The following is a 19,545-nucleotide window of genomic DNA, read 5'->3' as shown; positions in this document are numbered from 1 at the left end:
ACCCATGAATCAGAAGAAAACGCCCTCTGCTCGCACCCAAGCCGCACGCGCCACGGCGGAACGGTTGACTGCACAGCGAAAGCCCAAACGCACCCTCGTCATCGTCGTCCTCATCGCGGTCTTCGCCGTGATCGCCGTCGGAATCTCGATCATCGCTGTCAGCGTCACCCAGAGCGTCAGCCGCACCGCCGAAGCCGCCCAAAGCGCATCCGTCGTGCGGGACAACAGTCACGTTCTCGACGAAGCTCCCGACGGGAAAGTGACCCTGGTGGAGTTCCTCGACTTCGAATGCGAAGCCTGCGGTGCGTTCTACCCCTATGTGGAGCAGTTCCGCGAGGAATACAAAGGCCAAATCACCTTTGTCACCCGCTACTTCCCGATTCCCTCGCACTTCAATTCCCGCAACGCCGCAGTGGCCGTCGAGGCGGCGTCACAGCAGGGCGCGTTCGAGGAGATGTACAAGATGATGTTCGAGCTGCAGAGCACGTGGGGAGAGAGCCAGGAGGATCTATCGCCCTTGTTCCGCACGTACGCGGAACAACTCGGCCTCGATATGGCGGCCTATGACACGGCTGTCGCCGACCCGGCCACTCTCGAACGCGTTCTACAGGACTATGACGAGGGCGTCGCGCTCGGTGTCGATTCGACCCCCACCTTCTTCCTCAACGGGGAGAAGATGACCATCGACAGTCTCGACGGCTTTAAGGCGCAACTTGATGCCGCGATCGCCCAATAGCCGGGTGGCGGCGGTTTCGGGTGCCGCTGCCATCCTCCTTCTTGTCCTCTCTGGCTGCGCGGCCGGTGGGACCGACGAGCTGAGCAACAGTGTCACCGACAGCGGTTACGTCGCCGGCGACGGATCGGTCCTCGAGCTCACCCAAGCCCAACGAGCAGCCCCGATCACCTTCGCCGGCACCAGCGAGAACGGGGAGCAAATTAGCTCATCGGATTACGCCGGCGAAGTGCTCGTGGTGAACTTCTGGTACGCCGCCTGCGCACCCTGCCGCCTGGAAGCGCCCGATCTCGAAGCGGTCTACGAGCAGTACCTCGCACAAGACGTCGGATTCCTCGGCGTCAACGTCAGGGACCAGGCCGCGACCGCACAAGAGTTCGCCACCACCTTCGGAGTCACCTACCCCTCGATCATCGACACCGATGCCGGCGTGCAGCTGAGCTTCGCCGGGCAGGTCGCACCGAACGCCGTGCCGACCACCTTGGTGCTGGACCGGCAAGGGCGAGTGGCCGCTCGCATCCTCGGCCGTGTCACCGAGGTATCGATCCTGGAATCACTCATCGACCGGGTGCTGGAGGAGCCGGCGTGATCCCCGAGCTCGTCTTCAACGGGCAGCTCCTGATCGCGATTCCGTTCGCCCTCCTCGCCGGCCTCGTGTCATTCGCCTCACCCTGTGTGCTCCCCCTCGTGCCGGGATACCTCGCCTACGTCGGGGGATCGGCCGACATCGCACGCTCACGCAGCAGAGTGCTTCTCGGCGCCTCGCTCTTCGTGCTCGGCTTCGCAGTCGTCTTCATCGCCTACGGAGTGCTGTTCGGCGCTCTCGGGACGTGGCTGGTGCAATGGCAGGACGTCATCACGCGCATCCTCGGAGTCGCCGTCATCGTGATGGGGATCGTGTTCATCGGCTTCATCCCCGGGCTGCAGCGCACGGCACGTCTGTCCGTCAAGCCGGCTGTCGGGATCGGTGGAGCGCCGCTGTTAGGGATCGTCTTCGGGCTCGGCTGGACACCCTGCTTCGGCCCGACCTTGGTGGCGATCTCAGCGCTCAGCCTCGGCAGCGGATCCGCCGGCCGGGGTGCCCTTCTCGGGTTCGTCTACTGCATCGGGCTCGGCATCCCATTTCTACTGCTGGCGTGGGGCTTCACCTTCGCGCTGCGGGCCACCATGCTCTTGCGCCGATTCATTCGGCCGCTGAACATCGCCGGGGGAGTGTTGCTGATCCTCCTCGGCGCCTTGATGGTGAGCGGCATCTGGACCGCCATCATCTATCAGCTGCAAGGGCTGATCGGCGGATTCGTGACTCCGATTTGATGAGCTCGTCGACGGCGCGGGAGGATCACCGGTGAACGGCATCCTCATGCTCGGAGTGAGCGGCGGGCTCGAGCTGGAACGTCGAGTGCTCGATCGACACCGAGAAATGACTCGCCACACAGCTCTGCAGATCATCGAGCAGCTTCGGGGCGCTGCCGTCGCGGAAGCAGCTCTCCTCTATGACGACGTGAGCGGTGATCACTGGCAGGTTGGAAGCGACCCGGCTGGCGTGAAGGTCATGCACCTCAAGAACGCGGGGCAGCTGGAGAATGTGCGCACGGACCTCATCGAGATCCAGCCCTGCAGGGGTGGTCTCCAGCAGCACGCTGATCGTCTCCCGAAGCAGCTTGAGGGTGCGGGGAATGATCAGGGTGCCGATCAGCATCGCCACGATGGCGTCGGCCTGATAGAAGCCGGTCAGGCCGATGATGATCGCGCTGACGATGACTGCCACGGACCCGAGCGCGTCATTCACGACCTCGAGGAACGCGGCGCGCAGGTTGAAGTTCGTGGACCGGTCACCGAGCAGCACGATGATCGACGCGATGTTCGCCGCAAGACCGATAGCGCCGAAGATGATGAGTTCGCCGGAAGCGATCTCGGGAGGAGCAAATAGCCGTTGGATGCCTTCAACGAACACGAACACGCCCACACCGAGCAGCACAATGGCTTGCCCCAGTGCGGCGAGAACTTCAGCCCGGGCGAATCCCCACGTGCGCTTGGCGGTCGTGGGCCTGGTCATCAAGTGAGCGGCGACCAGCGCGACGCTGAGCCCCAAGACGTCGGTGAGCATGTGTGCCGCATCGATGAGGAGGGCAAGGCTGCCGGTGAGGATCGATCCGAAAACCTCCGCCACGAAGATCGTGGCGGTGATCGACAAGGCGATCGCCAGCCGCTTGACATGGCTCCTCGAGGGCGTGGCGGGCGCGTGCGAATGATTCGTTCCCATACCGTGAATGGTACACAGTTGGATGAACTATTGCGGAGCCTTGAGACAGTTGAGAACGGATATCATTCCCGTATGGAAACTCTGACCGCGGTCGACGCGCTCGCCCGCTTCGGGCACGCCCTCTCCGACCCGATCCGCTCACGGATTCTCGTGGAGCTTTCATCGGGCCCGGCGTATCCCGCTGAGCTCTCCGAGATGCTGGACGTGACCCGCCAACGCATGTCGAACCATCTTGCCTGCCTCCGTGGCTGCGGCCTAGTCGTCGTCGCGCACGAAGGCCGGCGGGTGCGGTACGAGCTCGCCGACAAGCGGATGGCACACGCACTGAGCGATCTTCTCGGGGTTGTCCTCGTCACCGATCCCGAGCACGAAATGGGCGACGAGAGCGTCTGAGACCGACAGACGCCGTGGCTGCGGCCGCGAGCACCATCAGCGGCCAAATACTGATCACCAGCGCAAACGAGCCTCCCCAGCGTGCGGCCGGGGTGACGTCTCGCGTCGTGGTGACGTCCGCAACCATCACGCCGGCGGTGAACGGTTCGAGCTGAGCGACCGTCGCACCATCCGGCGCGATGATGGCGCTCGTGCCGACGGTCGAGATGTTCACCACCGTCCGGCCGAGTTCGATTGCCCGAAGGCGAGCGATCGCGAGCTGCTGCACGCTCTCATCGGTCCTTCCGAAATCGGCATTGTTCGATTGCGCGAGGATGATCTCCGCGCCATCAGCGATGAGCGAGCGCATCACCCGATCATCCGTGATGTCAAAGCAGATCGCCGAACCAGCCACCATCGCGCCCAACCGCAGCACGCCGTCGCGCTGCCCGGGCACGTACTCGCGCTGAATCAAACCGATCAGGTCAGGCGCCAGCTTCTCCCAGAACTGCCGATCCGGCACATACTCCCCGAACGGCACCGGATGCTTCTTGTCATACACGTCCAGCACCCCGGCAGCCGGGTCGATAGCGAGCGTCGAATTGTAGAACAGTCCATCCCTTTCGGTGATCGTGCCCAAGGTGAGAGGTGCGCCCAACCAGGCCGCTATGGCCGTGAGGCGCGCGTCTTCCTCAGCAGAGGAAAGAGGATCGAACTCGCTCGCGTTCTCGGGCCAGATCACCGCATCGACATCCGCGTCACGCAGCGGCGCACTCGCCGCGAGCTGCGCAGCAAGCAGATCGCCGCGAGAACGCTCGGAGAAATACCCCGCAGGCCCGTTGCCCTGCACCGCACCGATCCGAAATGTTCCGGTGCTCTCGACCGGGAACACCGGGACAAGCAGCAGCATCGTCGTCGTGGCCACCACAGCGCCGGTCGCCGGCAGCAGCCGGGATCGCTCGGCCGTGAGCGACACGATCACCGCGACGATAGCCACGAGCGCGAAGGAGAGCGCCGCCATCCCGCCCCACGACACGATCGGAGCGAACGGGCTCATCGACTGAGACATCGCCACCCGGCCCCACGAGAAACCGCCGTAAGGCCATGCGCCGGACAGTTCTTCTCGAGCCACCCAGAGGCCGGCGACCACGAGCGGCGTCACCACAAGGCGACCCCACCGCCCCGGCCACACAGCAGGGACGAAGCGGTAGGCCAGCGCCGTCAGAACACCGAAACCGGACCAAAACAGCGACTCCGTCACCGTGAGCGCTAGCCACGGAACAGGACCTAAGTATTCGGCCGCCCACGAAATCTGGAGCAGGTAGAACGCAACGCCGGCGATGAATCCGAGCAGCAGACCGCGCAGCACCGATTGTCCGCGGAGCGCGATCAGAACCATCGCCACGCCCGCCAGTGTCAACGGCCACAGGTCTTGCCCGGGGAATCCGGCATCGAGCATGGGCCCGGCGAGCACAGCGACGAGCAACGCCAGCCACAGCGGCAACGGGCGAGAGGCAGGGGTCACAGAATGCGACCCTAGGGGGCGAGTCCGTGAAATACCCCGCGCCGGGCTCACAAACGATGTTGCTACCCTGGAACGACACCATCCGCCCCCGCATCGAGAGCACACCCGTGATCCGCACCCGCACCGCACCCCGCCGGGCGCGCTGGGCAATGATCGCAGGGTTCTCGATCCTCACCGCGATGCTGGCTCTACTCTTCGGTCATCTCGCTGATTCCGCCACCGCCCCGGCCGCATCGTCGGCCTCGGTCGCGAGCATCGCTCAGGACCACGAGACCGTCGCGGTCCCCGACGAACCGAGTTCCACCTCCGGAAACTCGGCGGCACTGCTCGTAGCCGGCTGCGCTGCACTCTGCCTCGCCTTGGGAATCGGATGTCTCCTCGCAGTCCTCGCACTGCTGCGGGCCGGAGGCATCCGGCTGCTGCCAAGCCCGGCCCCACCCCGCCCCGAGAGCGCCCCACATTCAACGGTGACCCCCCTCGTGCCGACCCTTGCTCTACTAGGCATCTCCCGCATCTGATACCGACGGACTTCGCCGCGACGTCGTCGCGCTCATCCGTCCGTCATTGACTCCCACGCGCCTGCCTGGGACGTCCGTCCGTATCAGGAGCGCCCTATGGGCATGGACAATTACTGGTTCAACGCCATCTATTCCGTCACCCCCACGATTCTCGTCGGGGGAATCTTCGTCATCATCGTGCGGTCGATCATCAAAGCCGACAGCCATGAACGCAAAGCGCGAGCCAAGATCGAAGCCGAAGAGCGGAAAAAGCTCGCCGCGCGCCTCGCCACCGAGAACCGCGACGAGAACCCCTCATGACGAGCATGGCCACCCGGCGAGTGCTCATCATCTTCGCCCCAGCAGCACTTCTCCTGGCCACCGTCGCGGTCGGAGGAAGCCTGGCCGTTTCAGCGTGGCTGCAGCAGCCCACACTCTTGCTCGACGCCGGCCCGGTCGTCGACATCGGGCTGCCCATCGCGAAGAGTCTCGTGAACATCGCCTCCGCGTTGACCATCGGGGCACTAGTGCTCGCCGTCTTCGCGCTGCCCACAGAGAAGGCCGGATACAGCACCGCGATGGACATCGCCGCCGGAGGTGCCTGCGCCTGGGCCGCCCTCTCCTTCGGCACATCCGTGCTGGCGTATTTCTCCCTCGCCGGCCCCGTCCCATTCGATATCTTCCCGGCCAGCTTCGGGCAATTCCTCACCGAGGTCAGCCTGGGGCAGGGCTGGCTGACCACCACCATCGCCGCAGCGTTCCTCGCGGTGTTCTGCTTCGCGGTACGCGCACCCGCCCTCGTGGCGACGGCGCTCGTCGCCGCATTCGCCACCCTCATCCCGATCGCGCTGCAAGGACATGCCGCGGGCGCTGGCAGCCACTCCGCCGCCTCCACCGCGCTCTGGCTGCACGCCGGCGGCGCCGCCACCTGGATCGGCGGACTCCTCGTCGCCGCGGTACTGATGAGCCGCACCGACCACGGACCCGCCGGCATGCTTCTGCGCCGCTACTCCACCATCGCGCTGATCTGTTTCGTCGTCGTCGCCGCCTCGGGCACCATCTCGGCCGCGCTCCGATTCGACCAGCCCGACCAACTCTGGAGCACAGGCTACGGGCAGATCCTCCTGATCAAGATCGTCGCTCTCCTCGCCCTCGGTGTGGCTGGAGCGGCGCACCGCCGATACCTGATCGGCCGATTCGACAGCTCCGCCGGGGCACGCCGGATCATCGCGTGGCTGATCGTTTCCGAAACCCTCCTGATGGGAGTCGCCTCGGGCGCGGCCGTGGTTCTCGCCCGCACCGCGCCACCGGTCGGTGAAGACCTAGCCGTGACACCCTCACAAATCCTCACCGGACAATCGCTGCCGGCACCCCTGTCGCTCGGACGCTTCTTCGACAGCTGGACGATCGACCCGATCTGGGCGATCGGCGCCGGGTTCGCGCTCGTTCTGTACCTCGCCGGCGTGCGCCGGCTCCGCCACCGCGGCGACCCCTGGCCGATCCTGCGAACTGTGAGCTGGATCGTCGGCCTCGCCGTGCTCGTCTACGTCACCAACGGCGCTCCCGCCGTATATGGAACGTACCTTTTCAGCCAACACATGCTCGAGCACATGACCCTCAGCATGATGGTGCCGATCTTCCTCGTGCTGGGCGCGCCCGTCACGCTGGCGCTCCGAGCGATTCATCCGCGAAAAGACGGAAGCCGCGGGCCCCGGGAGTGGATCATGGCCATCACCCGATCACGCGTCACCGCGGCGATCACACACCCTCTGGTGGTGGCCGTGCTGTTCGTCGGATCGACCCTGGTCTTCTACTACTCGCCGCTGTTCGGCTGGTCGCTCGCCGATCCGATCGGTCATCAGTGGATGATCGCGCACTTCCTGATCGTCGGTTACCTCTTTGCTCTCTCCATGATCGGCACCGACCCGATTCCCTACCGACTCCCTTACCCGATGCGGCTGGTGACCCTGCTCGTTGTCATGGCATCACACGCCTTCTTCGGACTCAGCATCATCACCTCAACTGAGCTGTTCCTGCCGGACTGGTACGGCGTCATCACCCAAGGATGGGCGGTCGATCCCCTCGCTGATCAGCAGGCGGCCGGGGGAGTGGCATGGAGCATCGGAGAGATCCCCACCCTGGTCCTCGCCATCACGATGGTCACCCTGTGGTCTCGCTCCGACGCCCGAGAAACCAAACGAATCGACAGGAACGCCGACCGAACCGGTGACCGTGACCTGAACGAGTACAACGCGATGCTCCGTGCGATGAGCGAGCGGAAAACACCGAAATGACCGGAGACCCCACAGGGCCGGTCTGGGTGCCGGCCGCACCCCCGGACCTCACACAGTTCCTCGCCCCTAACCTGCAACCGATCCCGCTCATCCCCGCCATCGCACTCGTTCTACTCGTCGCCTACAGCATCGGTGCTGCACGCCTCTGGCTCACGGGTCGGCGCTGGTCCGTCACGCGGACCGTCTGTTTCGTCGCCGGCTGCCTCATCCTCATCATCACGATGGGTGCCGGCCTCGAAGGATACGGCTACCGCATGTTCTCGGTGTTCATGTTCCAGCAGCTCACCCTGATGATGGCCGTGCCGCCCCTGCTTGTGCTCGGCTCACCGGGAACTCTGCTCCTGAAAGCAGTGCCCCATCGGGGGCTCGGCATCCTTGTGCAACGCGCTGCACTGACCGGGCTCCGGTCCCGTGCCGCGAAACTGCTGTTGCACCCAGCAGTCATGATCCCCCTGTTCCTGTTCACCTTCTACGGCCTGTACCTCAGCGGCATCGCCAACGCCCTCCTCGGAAGCTGGACCGGTCACATCGGGCTCGAGCTGCTGTTCCTTGCCAGCGGCATTCTCTTCACCATCCCCTTGATCTCCGCCGACCCGCTCCCCGCACGACAATCCCATCTCGGACGCCTCCTCGACGTTTTCGCCGAGATGCCCCTGCACGCCTTCTTCGGCGTCATCATCATGCTCGCCTCGGTGCCACTCATCGCCTATTTCGCTTCCCCACCTGCGAGCTGGGGCATCGACCCCCTGCAAGACCAACTCGTCGCCGGCGCCCTCGCCTGGTCCTACGGGGAGCTACCCACCCTGATCATCGTGCTCGTGCTCCTGTCCAGATGGCACCGCGATGACACCCGCCGAGCCCGCGCCGCCGACCGTCGCCACGACAAACACGGCGACGCCGACCTCGATGCCTACAACGACTACCTCCACCGCCTCAACACCCGAGACACGAAAGAAGCACCATGACGAACACCCTCCGCCGCCGCGCACTCGCCGGCGCCATCGCCACCCTCGCCGCCACGGCGATGCTTTTCACCGCAGCCCCTGCCGCCAACGCCCATGACGCTCTCGCGTCATCCACCCCCGCCGCCGATGAGGTCATCAGCACCCCGCTCACGCAGGTGCAACTCACCTTCAACGAAGAACCGCTCGCCGGCTTCGACACGGGCATCGCCATCGCCGTCATCGATCCGGCAGGAACGGACATCTCGACCGGCGACGTCACCATCGACGCCAGCACGCTCACCAAAGCCGTCTCACCCACGACAGCCGGCAGCTACCAGGTGCTCTGGCAGACCGTTTCAGCCGACGGCCACCCCATCTCGGGCCAATATGCGTTCAGCTACACCGTCGAACCCACACCCACACCCACCGCGACACCGACGCCCACCCCGACGGCGACCGCACCCGCCACCGCGAGCACCGAAACTCCTACACCCACCCCGACAGCCGTCTCTAGCGGAGACGCTTACGATTCGTTGTTCCCCATCGCGCTCATCGGCGGCATCGGCGTCGTCATTCTCATCGTGGTCATCGCGATCATCGCCTCAACCCGTGCCAAGCGGCGCGCCAACTCTCAGGACTCAGCATCGTGACCGCCCGGGCAACGCGAACCCGATACATCCGCCCGGGCATGCTCCCCGCGGTCCTCGGCGCGATCGTGCTCCTAGCGACCATCGGTATCATCCACACCGACTTCTACCTGTATGCGCGCTATGCGGTGAGCATCCTGGCATTGATCGTCGTCGTCATCGCCATCCAGCACAGAAAGTGGTGGTGGGGACTGCCGATGGTACCCCTGGCGGTGATCTGGAATCCCGCCTGGCCCTTCGGATTCGAGGAGGAGCTGTGGCAGGTACTCGTGCTCATCGGGTCCGCGGTGTTCATCGCTACCGGTGTGGTGTTCCGAGTGATCGACACCAGCGAACCACCCCCTCACCGGCGGCGCCGGTGACGTTACCGGTGCTGGCTCCGCTCTTTCACACGCAGCCGACGGGTCTGGAAACCACTGAGGCCCCCCAGTACGAGGAAGCCGATCGCGATCGGCACCGCGATCTCCCACCAGGTGTTCCCTGTCAGGAGGTTTGCGAACAGCACGACCAGGCAGAGCCCGTTCAGCGCCAACGCAAGGTAGGCGAACTGCGCCGATGTCCAGCGTCGACGTTCCGGGGAAGGGGAACCAGGAGAAGTCACGACGTTCCGTTCAATGCAGTGGCGGCCAGGCGCCTTCGAGAGTACATGATCTCGTTTACAATCGCTGAGACGGAGTCGCGGAGCACCAGGAGGCGAGGAGACGCATGCAGTTGAGCCCCCGCGCACTGGCCCGACTGCTCCGCGTCGCATTTCTGGCCCTCCTGATCTGCGTGGCCGCCGTGACGACCACCGTTCTGCACGCGGCTTCCACGAACCACGACACCGACGCGGCGGCCGCCGCCATCGTCGTTCTCGACTCGAACGTCACCGTCCACACGCCAGATGACGGCGGCGGCGTGGCCGAGTGCCTCGGCGCCGCCATGATCTGCGTCGCGGCTATCGGCTCTGTCGTCTTGGTGACGGCTCAAGCACGTCGCGCATCCACGGCCTTCGGTCCGCCCTCACGGGCAAATGCTCCGCCGGCAGCGGTAACCCTTCGCCTACCGGCGCTTTCCGCGCTCCAGTCAGCCGGCCCCCTCCGCATCTAGATTCCGTCTTCCATGCCCTGAGCGCTTTCGCGCGCCATCACATCACCGCATCGGAAAGCAGAATCATGATCCCCTCGACCCCGAGGGTCGGTCGCCGCACGCCACGGCGCCGATCTCGCACCACGATCTCGATCGTCCTGACGGCGCTCGTCACGGTCAGCCTGGCGTCAACGCCCTACGCCGCCTCAGCAGAGGAATACCCCACCTGGGCAGAGGTCGAGGCCGCCCGCGCCGACGAGTCCACCAAACAGGCCCAGATCGGCGAGCTCACCGCACTCATCAGCCAGATCGAAGCCGACCTCGCGGCCGCTCAGCAGCAAGCGGTAGCCCTCACCGACGAATGGGACGTCGCGCAGGATGCCCGCGACCGCGCGGGTGAACGAGCCCGCGACCTCGAGGCGCAAGCCGCATCGGCCGAACAGGCCGCCGGCGCGGCACGACTCACTGTCGGCCGGCTCGTGAGCTCCCTCGCGCGCACGGGCGGAAGCGATCAGCTCACCGCACAACTTCTGCTGTCGGGGTCCGACAGCGACAACTTCCTCAACCGGTTGGCGACCACGTCGCGGCTCTCCGAAAACATCGACCAGCTCTACCGGCAGGCTGAGACCACCAGCAACACCGCCCAAGCGCTCACCGACCAGGCGATCGTGGCAAAAACCGAGCGCGAGCGCCTCGCGGTCGAAGCCGAAGCTGCGATGCAAGCAGCCATCGCCGCCTCCCAGGCCGTTGAGGAGCAACTGGGCCTCCAGCTCGCGAACTCCGAAACACTCAAAGCACAGCTCGCCGTTCTCTCCGAGAACCGGCAAGCCACCGAGGCCGACTACGCCCGCGGAGAAGAAGTCCGACGAGCGGCGGCCGCCGCGGCCGCAGCAGCAGCGGCCGCGGCCGCCGGAAACGGGAGCTCCCCACAACTGGATGCGGGACAGCTCTCCGACCAGGGCTGGGCGCGGCCAGTCGGTGGCCGGATCTCCGACGGATTCGGTCCCCGCGTCGCCCCGACAGCAGGAGCGAGCAGCTATCACCGCGGCGTCGATCTCGGCGCCGGATGCGGCACGCCCGTGTACGCCGCCTCCGCCGGCACCGTCAACTATGCCGGCTGGTTCGGCGGCCTCGGCAACTGGGTACAAATCAGCCACGGTGCAGGAGTGCAAACCAGCTACGCCCACAACAGCCAACTCGTCGTAAGCCCGGGAGAGTCCGTCGCCGCAGGGCAACTAATATCACTCGCCGGCACCACCGGTGTGTCCACCGGCTGCCACCTGCACTACGAAGTCACCGTCGACGGCACCCGCATCGACCCACAACCATTCATGGCCGCACGCGGCGCCGCACTCGGATGACCTCACCGACCCGCTCGGATACGTCCGACACCGACCCCCGCCGCCCCGCCGACCACGTCGACGCCGACCTGCCGCGCACATCCTCGAGCGTCACCTGGGCCCGATGGGCGTGGCGCCAGCTCACGAGCATGCGAACCGCCCTGTTCCTGCTTCTTCTGCTCGCCCTCGCCTCGATCCCCGGATCATTGCTCCCACAGCGCAGCTCCGACCCCAACGGGGTCGTGCAATACATCGACAACAACCCCGGCATCACCCCGTTTCTCGAGGCCGTCCAAGCGTTCGACTCCTACGGTTCGTTCTGGTACTCGAGCATCTACATTCTGCTGTTCATCTCCTTGATCGGGTGCGTCGTCCCGCGCGCCAAGCACCACTGGGACGCTCTCCGGGCACGCCCACCACGGACGCCCGCGCGGCTGAGCAGGCTGCCTGCTCATCGGACCGATATCTACCCACAGCCCGTCGACGACGCCCTGGCGCTGCGCGAGGCCGAACGGGTGCTCAAAGCTGCGCGATATCGCGTGGCACGCTACACCGACGGGGCCACGACCTCACTATCGGCCGAGCGCGGCTACCTCCGCGAAACCGGCAACCTCGTCTTCCACCTCTCCCTCGTCGGACTTCTCGTCGCCGTGGCCATCGGCGGACTCTTCGGCTACGCCGGGCAACGAGTCGTCGTGGAAGGTGAGGGATTCGCGAACGTGCAGAGCTCCTACGACACCTTCAACCCCGGACGCCTGTTCACCCCCGAAGTGCTCAGCCCCTACCGCATCACCCTCGACGACTTCGACGTCCTGTACGAGGAAATCGACCGCGGCGCCCTCGGACAACCGCTGGATTACACCGCGTCCGTATCGATCACCGAACCAGACACCGACTCCGTGCGTAACGACGTCATTAAGGTCAATCGGCCCCTAGAACTCGCCGGCGCCGACATCTTCCTCCTCGGAAACGGCTACGCACCCCGCATCACCATCCGGAACCCCGCCGGCGACACCGTCTTCTCGAGCGCCATCCCGTTCCTGCCACAGGACTCCAATCTGACCTCACTCGGCGTCATCAAGATTCCCGACGGGCTCAGCGAGCAGATCGGGCTGCTCGGATTCCTCTACCCCACCGAGGAAACCGCGGACTCCGGGGCCAAATACTCCTCCTACCCCGACCTCATCTACCCCACGGTGACCCTCAACGTCTTCCAAGGGGATCTCGGGCTCGATGGCGGCGTACCCACCTCGGTGTACTCGCTCGACACCAGCACGCTCACCCAGCTCACCGGTGGCAATACTGGAGTGGAATCCCTTCAACTCCGTCCAGGTGACACGGCTGAGCTCCCGAACGGGCTCGGAACCGTCACCCTCGATGGCATCAGCCGGTTCGCCTCGTTCGACCTCAGCTACGACCCGGCTCAGGACGTCGTCTTAGTGTTCTCCATCCTCGCCACCGCCGGCCTCTTGACGTCATTGTTCATCGCGCGCCGCCGCCTCTGGGTGAAGGTAACCACCGAGCGAAATGGCAGCGTCACCGTCGAGTACGCCGGCCTCGCGCGAGGCGACGACCCACGGCTCGAGGACGCCGTCAACGACTTCCGGAACAAGCACCGGGCGGCGCTCAAGTGGACGGATGACGGCGACGGGAGCGGAGCGTGATCACGAGAAGCCACACGAGGACGCCTCCCACCGCGAAGACGTCGGCGAGGTTGAAGATGGCGAACCACGACACCGCCAGATAGTCGACGACCTCCCCCGTGAGAGGCGCATCCGCCGGCGCCCGAAACACCCGGTCGATCACGTTTCCCAGGCCGCCCGCCAACACCACCGAAAGGAGAACAGCATCCACCACGTCACCGCGCCACACCTTGACCGCCACCCATCCGGTCAGCGCTGCCAGCACACCGATCAGGACGATCGCCACGATCGGGCCAAGACCCGCACCCATGCCGAATGCGACACCCGGGTTGAAGACCAGCCGCAGATCGAACGTCGGAAGTACTTCAATGACGCGGCCGCCCGCGAGACCACTGAGCGCCCACTGCTTCACGAGCTGATCGATGATCACACCAGCCGCCACCACCAGAAGCACGAACAGGCCGCCGATAAGGCGACGGCGGACAAGGTCGGCTCGTACATCACTCACCCGACGACTATACAGAATTTCCTGAACTATCTGCCCTACTCTGTGCCCATGACCACCAAATGGAGCGCGCCGGCGGTGATCGCGCGCCTCCGGCTGCTCCGGGTTCTCGAAGCTGCCCCGATCGACAGCGCCGCGGCGTCGACCAAGCTTCGTCTGATCGAAATCACCGATCAGGTCGATAACGGCGCGATCCCCACCGAACAGGCGGAGCAACTACTGTCCGGCCTCACCGATCAACTCGAACGACGGCGGAATCCTCAGTGACGCGGTATTGCGAACGACTTCGCCCGGCCCTATCGATGTTCCTCTACATCGGGCTCGTCATCCCCGCCAGTCTCATCGTCTTCCTGCCGATCACCGCGGTGCCAGGAATTCTGGTCGGTATCACCGTCGGGGTCGTCCTGTACACCGGCGGTCATCGCTCTCTTCGTTGTAACGGCGCCCGTGATCGAGGTCACGGCCGACACCTTACGTGTCGGCCGAGCAGTGATCCCTCGCGCACTCCTCGGTGAGATCCGGGGCTACGACGGTGACGCCGCGACCCAGCAGCGAGGACCGAAACTCGACGCTCGAGCATGGCTCTGCATCCGGGGATGGGTGAAGCCCGTCGTGAAAATCGCCATCACCGACCCCAGCGACCCGGTGCCCTATTGGCTGGTCTCCACCAGGCACCCCAACGAGCTCATCCGCAGTCTCGGCGGAAACCCCGCTGAAACGCCATCACCCTCAGCCCAAATCCCCACCCCGAAAAGGAGAAGAAGAATGAAATGCCCCATCGATGACACAACGCTGCTGATCTCGAATCGCGAAGGAATCGAGATCGACTACTGCCCCCAGTGCCGAGGGGTCTGGCTCGACCGTGGAGAGCTCGACAAGATCGTCGAGCGATCCGCCCCCGCCGTCGCCGAGCAAACCAGAGGCAACTACGGGCGCGACGACCACGGAAGCGACCACGACCGGAAGCGCTCAAGCGGACACGGCTACGACGGCAGCTCGCACGGCGGCCAGAAAAGGCGAGGCCGCGAATCCTGGCTCGGCGACCTCTTCGGATGATCGCCATGCGCAAGCGATCCAGACCCCTCGGTCTCCTTATCGGGGTGAGCGCCGCCACCCTGACGGTGGGCTTGCTCACCGGATGCTCATCCGTCAGCGAATTCGTGACGCAGCAGGCGTCCGACACCGCGTGTGCCGCGATCACCCCAGTCGTCGACCAAGTCACCGCCGACGTCCAGACCGCAGTCTCACAGATCCCCGTCGATCCAGCGGCCGCCATCGACACGCTCCAAGCCGCGAACGTGCTACTCAGCACCCTGCCCGGACAATCGGAATCCGTGGACACTGCCAGAACCACGATCGACGCTCTCATCTCACAAGCGCAATCGGTGCAGCTGGGCCAACGCCTCGACCAAACGAAGGTCGACGACCTCAGCGCGCAACTCGCCCAAGCTCTCACGGGCACGATCGGAGTGTGCTGATCCGCCCCGCGCGAGCCCTTCTCACCGGCCGGCCATCCAAGCTGGCGCGGCCTATCGTGGCGGCAGCGATCGCGTTGGCGCTGGCTATCGCAATGCTCCTCGCGCACGCAGCAACTGCCGCGGCATCCCCCGCGACTGCAGCCGCCCATGTCACACCGACCGGCATCGTCGACGACGCAACCCAGGCCTCAGAGCCAGATATCCGCGCGGCCGAGACCGAGCACGAAACAGTCCCGCGCCCCCGTCTGGGCGAACCAGAGGACGTCGCAGACGGCGCGGCACCGCCCTGGGTCGCAAACCACGACCCCGTCGATGCTGCGCCGCGGACTGTCACGGCCCTGAAACTTCCGCGAACGCCCCGCACGCTTGAAGAGCTATCCGTCACCCGAACCTAGAACCCGGTGAGTCCGCGGAGCCATCCCGCCTGACTTCCTGCTGCCGGACGCGTGCGCTCGCACCGTTTGAGCGGTCACCACTTTGCCCCCTCGCGCGTCCAGCGCCGGGCGATTGTTCTAGGACAACTCGTGAACTCCCGCATACCCTCACTTGACGGTCTACGCGCCCTCGCCGTACTGATCGTTTTCATCGGACATGGCCGAACAGACCAAGGATTCTGGCCAGGCCATCTCGGCGTCACCATCTTCTTCTTCTTGAGCGGCTACCTCATCACGACCCTGCTGCGGCGAGAGATCGAAACCACATCATCCATCCGACTCGGCCGGTTCTACCTCAGGCGGTCCTTCCGCATCCTCCCCGCTGCATACTTCACCGTCTTCCTTGCAATCGCGCTGGCAGGAGCGGGCATCCTGCCAGCACAGATCGATGGGTGGGGTGTGGTCGCCGAGCTTCTCAACGTCACCAACTACTACATCATCGAAGTCGGCGATGCCGGCCTCCCCCCGGAGACCAGTCAGATGTGGACGCTGGCCGTCGAAGAGCAGTACTACCTCGTGGTGCCGCTCGCCCTGCTTCTGGCCTACAAAGCCGGCGCGAACCGGCACCTCATCGGCCGCATCTGCATCGCCATCGCCCTAGTCGTCCCGGTCTGGAGGATCGTGCTGGGGCTGAACGGGGCAGTCTTCGACCGCCTCTACAGCGCCACTGACACCCGCATCGATTCCATCCTCTGGGGTGCAGCGCTTGCTCTACTCCTCAACCCCGTCATGGGCGACCGTCTCCGTCGACCAAATCGCGTCACGCGATGGGTAGCCGCACACCTCCCGCTCGTCGCCGGCGGCGCGGCCGTCGTGGTGGCCGCGACCTCGATCGTGCCCTCGATGGCGTTCGAACTGAGCATCGCGGACACGATCCAGGGGATCAGCCTCATCGCCATCTTCTGGTTTCTCATCACCCGCCCACAGAGCGCCGTCGGTCGACTGTTCAACAGCCGCGTCGCGGTCCGCCTCGGTGTGCTGTCGTTTTCGATCTACCTTCTCCACAAGATCGTTCTCGCACTCGTCGGCCCGACGATCGATTTCCCTCTACTGACCGACAGCGTCTCACTGCTGCTCTCGATCGCGGCCGCGCAACTCGTCTACTGGATCGTGGAACGTCCGGCGGTGAGATTGCGGCGCAGAATCGAAATGGCGCTCGACAAGCGAAATCTCACGACAGCTCATCGCCCGCACAGGGGCTGATGATGCGACCGGCGAACATCCCTCGAGCTCGGCGGCGGCGCTCAATCCGAACAGGAGATGGCGGCGCGGTCAGAAAGCCTGCGGGCCACGCATCGACTATTCAGAAAACTCTGAACTATCGCCCATACCCTGACCCCGTGCCCACCCGTCGGAAGTACCCCCGCAGCGCCTACCCGACGCGTGCCACGCGGTGAATGACGCCTGGGACCACGCGGCGGCGTACTCCTCCAGTCCCGCGCTCCTGCAGTACCTCCTGCCGTTCATCAGCATCGGAATTCTTGCGCTCGGCGTCGCCACTGTCGCTCACACCCGTGCTCTCACGGACAGCCAGAAGGGCGCGTGGCTCATCTGCACCGTGCTCCTGCCTCTCGCCGGCTCGCTGGCCTGGATCATCATCCTGCTCACCCACTGACCCTCACTGGCCACAGAGCGTCCGCCGCCCGTTATCCATCTGTTAGTAAATGTTTGGATGTACTCGACATGCGCTGCATCGTCGCGTACCGTCGAAGAATCCGCCGTACACCCGAGGCAGGCGGACCCGGCCAAGACATTCCTCTCGCCTCTCGGCTGGTGAACGAATCAAGACCGGGAAGGCGATTCGGTGCCAAGCGCCGAAGAGGAACCCAAGGACATTCGTGCCCCCAGAAGACAACGCCCCGCAGCCGCAAACACGACGAGAGGTCCGCGAACTCGAAGCGCGACAAAGGCGCACCCCAGCGCCCCGGCAGCTGGCCGCACCTCGACCTCTGAAGAGGCCCTCGGTCTCTCGACGTCGCCGAGCGGCCACCGTCGTTGTCATGACGTTCACGGCTGGGTTGATCGCGACAATGGCGCTTCCTGCCTATGCCTTTGGAGGCGGCGGAAACTTCGGCGCCCAGCAGTCGGACCTCGCGATCGCCGGTGACCAAACACTCATCGTGCCAGATGCGTCGGCCGCCCTCGCCGTGAGCCGCGACAATTACACCGCCCCGACCCGTGAAGAACTCGAAGCGTCCCGACAAGCCGCTGCTGCTGCTGTCGCGGCCACCCAGGCGGCAGAAGCTGCCGCCGCGGCCAAGGCAGCCACCCCGGCAGCCACCCCCTTCACGGTCAACCCGCCCTCAGGCCCGTATAGCGGCGACGCAATCGTCGCCTACGCGCAACAATTCGTGGGCGTCGTTCCCTACGGCACCGGTGCCACACCCGACACAAGCTTCAGCTGCGACGGTCTCACTCAGTACGTGTTCGCAGCCTTCGGCATATACCTGCCCAGAATGGTCTCGAACCAGGCCGCAATGGGCATCCCGATCGCGCCAGCCGACGCACAGGCCGGGGATCTCGTGGTCTGGCCAGGAACCCATATCGGCATCTACGACGGAAACGGTCAAAGCATCGACTCGCCCGACTGGGGACGTTACGTGGAGCATCGCCCACTCTGGGGCAGCTACTACTTCGTGCGGATCGTCGGCTAGCTCGACGGCTCTCCGCTGCCCACCGATCAGGGGCTGATGGCCAGAAAGATGAACGCCGCGAGCAAGGTGAGGTGAACGACCCCCTGCAGGCGCGTCGCTCGTCCGGGTACGACGGTCAGAGTCGTGACGATCATGGTCAACGCGAACAGGACGATCTGCACCGGGCCCAGCCCGAGCTGCAGGGGAGTGGGCAACCAAATCGACGCGACCGCGATCGCTGGGATGGTCAACCCGATCGTGGCCATCGCCGAACCCAGCCCCAGATTCAAACTCACCTGCATCCGGTTCCGGAGCGCAGCTCGGGAGGCGGAGATTCCCTCCGGCAGGAGCACCAACAGTGCGATGACGACGCCGACGAATGAGCTCGGTATCCCGACCGCCCGCACGCCGTCCTCGATCGCGGGGGACACCCCCTTGGCGAGGCCGACCACCGACACGAGCGCGGCGATCAACAGAACCAGGCTTATCAGAGCGGTTCGCGTGGGAGGCGGTGTGGCGTGCGCCGTTTCCGGCAGTTTTTTGCCGGCGCTGTCGACAGGAAGGAAGAAGTCTCGGTGCCGGTTCGTTTGGGTCTGGACGAACACGCCGTAGAGCACCAGGGCGACGACGGCGATGAACGCCAGTTGTGCGCCACTGAATCGGCCGTCCGGGGCCGCTTCAGTGAACGTCGGAAGCACCAGGGTGAGGGTCGTGAGGGTGGCGACGACCGCGAGGGCTGCGCCCGCCCCTTCCGGGTTAAACCGGACAAGACGGTGCTTGGTTGCGCCGAGAAGAAGTGATAGCCCGAGGATTCCGTTGCACGTGATCATCACAGCGGCGAAAGCCGTGTCCCGTGCGAGTGACTCGGTGCCTGCCTTTCCGCTGGTCATCAGGGTGATGATCAGGGCCACCTCGATGACCGTGACGGCCACAGCGAGCACCAACGAGCCGAACGGCTCACCGACTCGGTGAGCGATCACCTCGGCGTGATGAACCGCGGCAAGCACGGCGCCGATAAGGAGGATCGCCACCACGATCACCGCACCCGTGGGCAGATCGCGCCCCCACGTTAGGACGAGCCCGAGAAGGGCGATCACGGGAACGACCAGAGGCCATTTACGAAGTAGTCGGGTCATGGGCCTCTGCAATCGGCGAACTGTCGATATTTC

At 65.1% G+C, this 19,545-nt stretch carries 23 protein-coding genes; 19 read left to right on the top strand and 4 right to left on the bottom strand.

Translation table 11 applies throughout. From position 1 onward, the window contains the following. Positions 1-4: 4 nt before the first annotated feature. From ABFY20_RS19995 to ABFY20_RS19985, 3 genes are read left to right on the top strand one after another with little or no spacing between them, the layout of a single operon-like run. The gene (locus ABFY20_RS19995; protein ID WP_368499889.1) at positions 5-736 is read left to right on the top strand and encodes a DsbA family protein; all 732 of its coding nucleotides are present in this window, start codon (positions 5-7) and stop codon (positions 734-736) included. Further along, a complete protein-coding gene (locus tag ABFY20_RS19990; protein ID WP_368499888.1) occupies positions 717-1,322 on the top strand; it encodes a TlpA family protein disulfide reductase in 606 nt (201 codons plus the stop codon). The genes ABFY20_RS19995 and ABFY20_RS19990 overlap by 20 nt, the downstream gene beginning before the upstream one ends. Then, on the top strand, positions 1,319-2,047 hold the full coding sequence (locus tag ABFY20_RS19985; protein ID WP_368499887.1) for a cytochrome c biogenesis CcdA family protein: 729 nt from the start codon (positions 1,319-1,321) through the stop codon (positions 2,045-2,047). Before ABFY20_RS19990 ends, ABFY20_RS19985 begins: the two co-directional genes overlap by 4 nt. A gap of 25 nt (positions 2,048-2,072) precedes the next feature. On the opposite strand, the gene ABFY20_RS19980 is transcribed toward ABFY20_RS19985, so the two are convergent. Beyond that, entirely contained in the window at positions 2,073-2,996 is a 924-nt protein-coding gene (locus ABFY20_RS19980) for a cation diffusion facilitator family transporter (protein ID WP_368499886.1), read from the bottom strand. A 72-nt stretch (positions 2,997-3,068) separates the two neighbouring features. Here ABFY20_RS19980 and ABFY20_RS19975 point away from each other — a divergent pair, with 72 nt between their 5' ends. Beyond that, complete coding sequence (locus ABFY20_RS19975; protein ID WP_137837845.1) at positions 3,069-3,389, top strand: metalloregulator ArsR/SmtB family transcription factor; 321 nt, start codon at positions 3,069-3,071, stop codon at positions 3,387-3,389. Here ABFY20_RS19975 and lnt read toward each other — a convergent pair. Continuing rightward, on the bottom strand, positions 3,349-4,893 hold the full coding sequence (lnt, locus tag ABFY20_RS19970) for an apolipoprotein N-acyltransferase (protein ID WP_368499885.1): 1,545 nt from the start codon (positions 4,891-4,893) through the stop codon (positions 3,349-3,351). The genes ABFY20_RS19975 and lnt overlap by 41 nt on opposite strands. Positions 4,894-4,949: 56 nt before the next feature. Here lnt and ABFY20_RS19965 point away from each other — a divergent pair, with 56 nt between their 5' ends. From ABFY20_RS19965 to ABFY20_RS19925, 9 genes are all read left to right on the top strand, one after another. Next, entirely contained in the window at positions 4,950-5,411 is a 462-nt protein-coding gene (locus ABFY20_RS19965; RefSeq protein ID WP_368499884.1) for a hypothetical protein, read from the top strand. A gap of 96 nt (positions 5,412-5,507) precedes the next feature. Next, entirely contained in the window at positions 5,508-5,711 is a 204-nt protein-coding gene (locus tag ABFY20_RS19960) for a hypothetical protein (RefSeq protein WP_368499883.1), read from the top strand. After that, a complete protein-coding gene (locus tag ABFY20_RS19955; RefSeq protein WP_368499882.1) occupies positions 5,708-7,684 on the top strand; it encodes a cytochrome c oxidase assembly protein in 1,977 nt (658 codons plus the stop codon). The genes ABFY20_RS19960 and ABFY20_RS19955 overlap by 4 nt, the downstream gene beginning before the upstream one ends. Next, on the top strand, positions 7,681-8,649 hold the full coding sequence (locus ABFY20_RS19950) for a cytochrome c oxidase assembly protein (RefSeq protein WP_137837843.1): 969 nt from the start codon (positions 7,681-7,683) through the stop codon (positions 8,647-8,649). Before ABFY20_RS19955 ends, ABFY20_RS19950 begins: the two co-directional genes overlap by 4 nt. Beyond that, a complete protein-coding gene (locus ABFY20_RS19945) occupies positions 8,646-9,278 on the top strand; it encodes a copper resistance protein CopC (protein ID WP_368499881.1) in 633 nt (210 codons plus the stop codon). Before ABFY20_RS19950 ends, ABFY20_RS19945 begins: the two co-directional genes overlap by 4 nt. Beyond that, positions 9,275-9,637, top strand: a complete 363-nt coding sequence (locus ABFY20_RS19940) for a DUF6804 family protein (RefSeq protein ID WP_368499880.1) — start codon at positions 9,275-9,277, stop codon at positions 9,635-9,637. The genes ABFY20_RS19945 and ABFY20_RS19940 overlap by 4 nt, the downstream gene beginning before the upstream one ends. Before the next feature lie 343 nt (positions 9,638-9,980). Continuing rightward, positions 9,981-10,364, top strand: coding sequence for a hypothetical protein (locus ABFY20_RS19935; RefSeq protein WP_368499879.1), 384 nt, complete (start codon positions 9,981-9,983; stop codon positions 10,362-10,364). A gap of 65 nt (positions 10,365-10,429) precedes the next feature. Next, on the top strand, positions 10,430-11,704 hold the full coding sequence (locus ABFY20_RS19930) for a M23 family metallopeptidase (RefSeq protein ID WP_368499878.1): 1,275 nt from the start codon (positions 10,430-10,432) through the stop codon (positions 11,702-11,704). After that, positions 11,701-13,347 carry a cytochrome c biogenesis protein ResB gene (locus ABFY20_RS19925; RefSeq protein ID WP_368499877.1) on the top strand — a complete coding sequence of 549 codons (1,647 nt, stop codon included), beginning with the start codon at positions 11,701-11,703 and terminating at the stop codon, positions 13,345-13,347. The genes ABFY20_RS19930 and ABFY20_RS19925 overlap by 4 nt, the downstream gene beginning before the upstream one ends. Here ABFY20_RS19925 and ABFY20_RS19920 read toward each other — a convergent pair. Next, complete coding sequence (locus tag ABFY20_RS19920; protein WP_368499876.1) at positions 13,310-13,834, bottom strand: signal peptidase II; 525 nt, start codon at positions 13,832-13,834, stop codon at positions 13,310-13,312. The genes ABFY20_RS19925 and ABFY20_RS19920 overlap by 38 nt on opposite strands. 48 nt (positions 13,835-13,882) lie before the next feature. Between ABFY20_RS19920 and ABFY20_RS19915 the strand changes: the two genes are divergently transcribed. The 6 genes from ABFY20_RS19915 to ABFY20_RS19890 all read left to right on the top strand — a co-directional run bounded on the left by ABFY20_RS19915 (position 13,883) and on the right by ABFY20_RS19890 (position 18,397). After that, a complete protein-coding gene (locus ABFY20_RS19915; protein ID WP_368499875.1) occupies positions 13,883-14,098 on the top strand; it encodes a hypothetical protein in 216 nt (71 codons plus the stop codon). A gap of 180 nt (positions 14,099-14,278) precedes the next feature. Continuing rightward, complete coding sequence (locus tag ABFY20_RS19910; RefSeq protein ID WP_368499874.1) at positions 14,279-14,887, top strand: DUF3093 family protein; 609 nt, start codon at positions 14,279-14,281, stop codon at positions 14,885-14,887. A 44-nt stretch (positions 14,888-14,931) separates the two neighbouring features. Further along, complete coding sequence (locus ABFY20_RS19905; RefSeq protein WP_368499873.1) at positions 14,932-15,309, top strand: hypothetical protein; 378 nt, start codon at positions 14,932-14,934, stop codon at positions 15,307-15,309. A 524-nt stretch (positions 15,310-15,833) separates the two neighbouring features. Further along, on the top strand, positions 15,834-16,946 hold the full coding sequence (locus tag ABFY20_RS19900) for an acyltransferase family protein (protein ID WP_368499872.1): 1,113 nt from the start codon (positions 15,834-15,836) through the stop codon (positions 16,944-16,946). A gap of 190 nt (positions 16,947-17,136) precedes the next feature. Continuing rightward, positions 17,137-17,358 carry a hypothetical protein gene (locus tag ABFY20_RS19895; protein ID WP_368499871.1) on the top strand — a complete coding sequence of 74 codons (222 nt, stop codon included), beginning with the start codon at positions 17,137-17,139 and terminating at the stop codon, positions 17,356-17,358. 385 nt (positions 17,359-17,743) lie between these two features. Continuing rightward, positions 17,744-18,397, top strand: a complete 654-nt coding sequence (locus ABFY20_RS19890) for a C40 family peptidase (RefSeq protein ID WP_368499870.1) — start codon at positions 17,744-17,746, stop codon at positions 18,395-18,397. 26 nt (positions 18,398-18,423) lie between these two features. On the opposite strand, the gene ABFY20_RS19885 is transcribed toward ABFY20_RS19890, so the two are convergent. Beyond that, positions 18,424-19,512, bottom strand: coding sequence for a calcium:proton antiporter (locus ABFY20_RS19885; RefSeq protein ID WP_368499869.1), 1,089 nt, complete (start codon positions 19,510-19,512; stop codon positions 18,424-18,426). Between the last annotated feature and the right edge of the window lie 33 nt (positions 19,513-19,545).

Origin of the sequence: Herbiconiux sp. A18JL235 (assembly GCF_040939305.1) — a bacterium.
Classification (GTDB): Bacteria; Actinomycetota; Actinomycetes; order Actinomycetales; family Microbacteriaceae; genus Herbiconiux.
The sequence above is the reverse complement of the archived record's forward strand: the minus strand, read 5'-3'. Positions and strand labels throughout refer to the sequence as shown.

Bases quoted from the DNA above. Each gene is read 5' to 3' on its own strand.
- ABFY20_RS19995 (WP_368499889.1), top strand. From the start codon at position 5: ATGAATCAGAAGAAAACGCCCTCTGCTCGCACCCAAGCCGCACGCGCC.
- ABFY20_RS19990 (WP_368499888.1), top strand. From the start codon at position 717: ATGCCGCGATCGCCCAATAGCCGGGTGGCGGCGGTTTCGGGTGCCGCT.
- ABFY20_RS19980 (WP_368499886.1), bottom strand. From the start codon at position 2,996: ATGGGAACGAATCATTCGCACGCGCCCGCCACGCCCTCGAGGAGCCAT.
- ABFY20_RS19975 (WP_137837845.1), top strand. From the start codon at position 3,069: ATGGAAACTCTGACCGCGGTCGACGCGCTCGCCCGCTTCGGGCACGCC.
- ABFY20_RS19965 (WP_368499884.1), top strand. From the start codon at position 4,950: ATGTTGCTACCCTGGAACGACACCATCCGCCCCCGCATCGAGAGCACA.
- ABFY20_RS19960 (WP_368499883.1), top strand. From the start codon at position 5,508: ATGGGCATGGACAATTACTGGTTCAACGCCATCTATTCCGTCACCCCC.
- ABFY20_RS19955 (WP_368499882.1), top strand. From the start codon at position 5,708: ATGACGAGCATGGCCACCCGGCGAGTGCTCATCATCTTCGCCCCAGCA.
- ABFY20_RS19950 (WP_137837843.1), top strand. From the start codon at position 7,681: ATGACCGGAGACCCCACAGGGCCGGTCTGGGTGCCGGCCGCACCCCCG.
- ABFY20_RS19945 (WP_368499881.1), top strand. From the start codon at position 8,646: ATGACGAACACCCTCCGCCGCCGCGCACTCGCCGGCGCCATCGCCACC.
- ABFY20_RS19935 (WP_368499879.1), top strand. From the start codon at position 9,981: ATGCAGTTGAGCCCCCGCGCACTGGCCCGACTGCTCCGCGTCGCATTT.
- ABFY20_RS19930 (WP_368499878.1), top strand. From the start codon at position 10,430: ATGATCCCCTCGACCCCGAGGGTCGGTCGCCGCACGCCACGGCGCCGA.
- ABFY20_RS19925 (WP_368499877.1), top strand. From the start codon at position 11,701: ATGACCTCACCGACCCGCTCGGATACGTCCGACACCGACCCCCGCCGC.
- ABFY20_RS19915 (WP_368499875.1), top strand. From the start codon at position 13,883: ATGACCACCAAATGGAGCGCGCCGGCGGTGATCGCGCGCCTCCGGCTG.
- ABFY20_RS19890 (WP_368499870.1), top strand. From the start codon at position 17,744: ATGACGTTCACGGCTGGGTTGATCGCGACAATGGCGCTTCCTGCCTAT.
- ABFY20_RS19885 (WP_368499869.1), bottom strand. From the start codon at position 19,512: ATGACCCGACTACTTCGTAAATGGCCTCTGGTCGTTCCCGTGATCGCC.